Below are 3292 nucleotides of genomic sequence, written 5' to 3'. Positions count from 1 at the left end.
CATAGCGCTTGTATTCGCCAAAATACTTAGTGATCGCCGCCGTCAGCGACGTCTTGCCATGATCGACGTGGCCGATCGTGCCAATGTTCACATGCGGCTTGGTGCGCTCGAATTTACCTTTTGCCATAGTCTCTTTCCTTGGACGGCCTGGACATTCAGTTCAGTCGAATGCGGGGCGATTAGCGACAACGGCTGAAAAACACAAGTGCCTTGTGGCTGAGCGCGCCCGCCCGGTCAGAACCCATGATCCGATTTCGGGGGGATGTGGCATGCATATAGGACGTCCAGCGGAAAATGAAATGGGCGAAGCCGGCTCCGCGACTGGCCCATTGCCGCCGCTGCACGGGTCTGATCTCCTCGCTCGATGCAGTTCATCCCGACAAACATCCGCGGTCCGCTGTTCATGGTCGTCTCGACCGGGTCCTATCTGGTCAACGATACGATGATGAAGCTCGCCACCACCGGCCTGCCGCCCTACGAGGTGCTGTTCCTGCGCGGCATCGCCGCGGCGCTCTGGGGAGTCCCGCTGCTTGTCCTGCTCGGCTACGCCAGGCAGGTCCCTTTGATCTTCGAAAGGAAGGTTCTGCGCCGCAACCTGCTCGAACTGGCGGCGATCCTTTGCTACGTCGTGGCGCTCGCCAACATGCAGATCGCCGATTCAACGGCGCTCGGGCAGATCACGCCGCTGCTGATGCTGGTCGGCGCCTCGGTGCTGTTCGGCGAGCGTATCGGCGGCGCGCGCATGGCGCTGATCGGGGTCGGCTTTATCGGCGCGCTGATGGTGGCGCAGCCGACGATGCAAGGGATTTCGGTCTATGCCTTGCTGGCGCTCGGCAACGCGGTCCTATCGGCCGCACGAGATCTTGCCGGCCGCAAGGTCGGCGCCGAGGTGCCGGGCATGATCGTCGCCATTTCCGCCGTCGTGGTCGTGCTGGTCGGCTCCGGCGTCGCGCATCTCGTTTCCGAGCCCTGGGTCATGCCGGAGCCCCGCCACCTCTTGCTCATCGCCGGCGCCGGACTGTTCCTGATCTTCGGCCATTTCTTCATCTTCATGGCCTATCGCGTCGGACCGACGAGCGCGGTGGCGCCGTTCTACTATTGCTTCACCGTCTGGGCGGTCATCTCCGGCCTGCTGGTGTTCGGCCAGTTTCCCAACGCGCTCGCCGTCTGCGGCATCCTGCTGGTGGTGGCCAGCGGCCTTGCCATCGCATCGCTGGACGAAAGAAGGCGCCGGCTGATACCGGTTGCCTAGGCCAGGCAGCCAAGCGTTTGACTCCCAGGATTTCTGGGCGGCACTTCCGCGTGCCTTTCATGCCGGAAATCTGGAGCGGGTAGCGGGAATCGAACCCGCATATTCAGCTTGGAAGGCTGCTGCTCTACCACTGAGCTATACCCGCGCCTTACACTGAAGTACCGGATTCACCCAAAAAGCGCCATGCGCTTTTCGGTCCGAGACTTTTTCGTTTCAGGGCTTCCGGGCCGGCAGTGGTGGAGAGGGTTGGATTCGAACCAACGTAGGCTAAGCCAACGGATTTACAGTCCGTCCCCTTTAACCACTCGGGCACCTCTCCAGTCTGCCGCCGGAGCCATGCAACGAGGCATTTGCCGATCCGGAGCCCGAGTAGAAGTCTTCTCCGAAATCAGCGAAGCGCCTTATGGCGGCAAGGCTGGTGGGTGTCAACCGCACGTCCCGGCAAAATGCGCTGAATTTGACAGCATCCTCGGCAAGCCGGCTTCTGCCAGTATCCATGGCCCGACGACACGGCTATAGAAGCCCGCCATGAGCAAAGACAACAAGCCCGGAACACCCAAAGACACTCACTACGCCAAGCTGCGTCGCGCCCACCGCGACCAGAAGGCCGGCGGCGCACCCGCATTCCGGCCGCGCCAGCCGCTGCCGCCGGGCGAATCCCCCGGCGACGGCCTGGTGCGGCTCTATGGCCTGCACACGGTGCGAGCCGCGCTCGACAATTCACGGCGCAAGATCAGGAAAATGCTGGTGACGCGCAACGCCGCCGAGCGGCTGGCGATCGCCGACCTCGCCGCCCTGCCCTTCAAGGCCGAGCTGGTCGAGCCAAAGGAGATCGACAGGATCACCGGGTCGGATGCCGTGCATCAGGGCGTGCTGATCGAGGCCGAGCCGCTGAAGCCGAAGCGCCTTGACGCGCTTGGCGACACTCAGTTGGTGCTCGTGCTCGACCAGGTCACCGATCCGCACAATGTCGGCGCGATCCTGCGCTCCGCGGTCGCCTTCGGCGCCGGCGCGCTGATCACCACGGCCCGCCACAGCCCGCAGGAATCGGGCGTGCTGGCGAAATCCGCCTCCGGCGCGCTGGAACATATTGATCAGATTGAGGTGAAGAACCTCGCCGACGCGCTCGGCCAGTTGCATGAGGCCGGCTTCCAGACCATCGGCCTCGATTCGGACGGACCGGCCGAGTTGGAGAAAACATTCGCCGGCGACAAAATCGCGCTGGTGTTGGGCGCCGAAGGCAAAGGCCTGCGTCAGAAGACGCGCGAGACGGTGACGGCGCTCGCCCGCCTCGACATGCCGGGTGCGATACGCTCGTTGAACGTTTCCAACGCGGCGGCGGTGAGCCTTTATGCAGCGAGGAAATTTCTAGCTAGTAGCGAGTAGCGAAAGGCCGATCACTGCGATCGGGGAAATCATCCTATTCGCTATTCCCTACTCGCTATTCTATCCTATCCCACCTCGTGTCCGGCCATCCGCTCCAGCGCCCTGACCAGCGCCGAGTGATCTTCCTTCGCCCCGCCATTGGCCGCGCATGAGTTGAATAGTTGCTGCGTCGTCGAGGTGTTGGGCAGCGAGACGCCGAGCGCCTTGGCGCCCTCCAGCGCCAGGTTGAGGTCCTTCTGGTGCAGTTCGATGCGGAAGCCGGGCGCGAAGGTGCGCTTGATCATGCGCTCGCCATGCACTTCGAGGATGCGCGAGGCGGCGAGCCCGCCCATCAGCGCTTGGCGAACCTTGGCCGGATCGGCGCCCGCCTTCGAGGCGAAGACAAGCGCTTCGCCGACCGCTTCGATGGTGAGCGCCACGACGATCTGGTTGGCGACCTTGGTCGTCTGGCCGACGCCGTTCGGGCCGACGAGGGTGATGTTCTTGCCCATCTTCTCGAACACCGGCTTTGCGCGCTCGAAGGCTTGTTCCTCGCCGCCGACCATGATGGTGAGCGAGGCAGCCTTGGCGCCGACCTCGCCGCCCGATACCGGCGCGTCGAGATAGTCGCAGCCGAGATCGTTGATCTTTTTCGCAAAGGTCTTGGTCTCGATC

Annotated in this window: 4 protein-coding genes and 2 tRNA genes; 2 read left to right on the top strand and 4 right to left on the bottom strand. The window is 63.3% G+C overall.

The window, feature by feature from the left end:
- Positions 1 to 127 (bottom strand): GTP-binding protein (locus tag EN745_RS32300; protein WP_244571411.1); only part of this gene is annotated, 127 nt, incomplete at its 3' end.
- 237 nt (positions 128 to 364) lie between these two features.
- On the opposite strand from EN745_RS32300, the gene EN745_RS32295 reads away from it, so the two are divergent.
- Positions 365 to 1252: a DMT family transporter gene (locus EN745_RS32295; RefSeq protein WP_127423121.1), complete on the top strand. Its 888-nt coding sequence runs from the start codon at positions 365 to 367 to the stop codon at positions 1250 to 1252.
- A 71-nt stretch (positions 1253 to 1323) separates the two neighbouring features.
- Here the strand turns inward: EN745_RS32295 and EN745_RS32290 are convergent.
- Together EN745_RS32290 and EN745_RS32285 are read right to left on the bottom strand one after the other, a co-directional pair.
- Positions 1324 to 1397: transfer RNA gene (locus tag EN745_RS32290), tRNA-Gly, on the bottom strand.
- An 89-nt stretch (positions 1398 to 1486) separates the two neighbouring features.
- Positions 1487 to 1571, bottom strand: a tRNA-Tyr gene (locus tag EN745_RS32285).
- Between the two features lie 209 nt (positions 1572 to 1780).
- Here EN745_RS32285 and EN745_RS32280 point away from each other — a divergent pair.
- Positions 1781 to 2638 (top strand): RNA methyltransferase, encoded by an 858-nt coding sequence (locus tag EN745_RS32280; protein ID WP_127423120.1) that lies wholly within the window; start codon positions 1781 to 1783, stop codon positions 2636 to 2638.
- A gap of 65 nt (positions 2639 to 2703) precedes the next feature.
- Here EN745_RS32280 and EN745_RS32275 read toward each other — a convergent pair.
- Positions 2704 to 3292 (bottom strand): NAD-binding protein (locus EN745_RS32275; protein WP_127423119.1); only part of this gene is annotated, 589 nt, incomplete at its 5' end.

The sequence above is a fragment of the Mesorhizobium sp. M4A.F.Ca.ET.022.05.2.1 genome (assembly GCF_003998845.1).
Classification (GTDB): domain Bacteria; phylum Pseudomonadota; class Alphaproteobacteria; order Rhizobiales; family Rhizobiaceae; genus Mesorhizobium.
The sequence above is the reverse complement of the archived record's forward strand: the minus strand, read 5'-3'. Positions and strand labels throughout refer to the sequence as shown.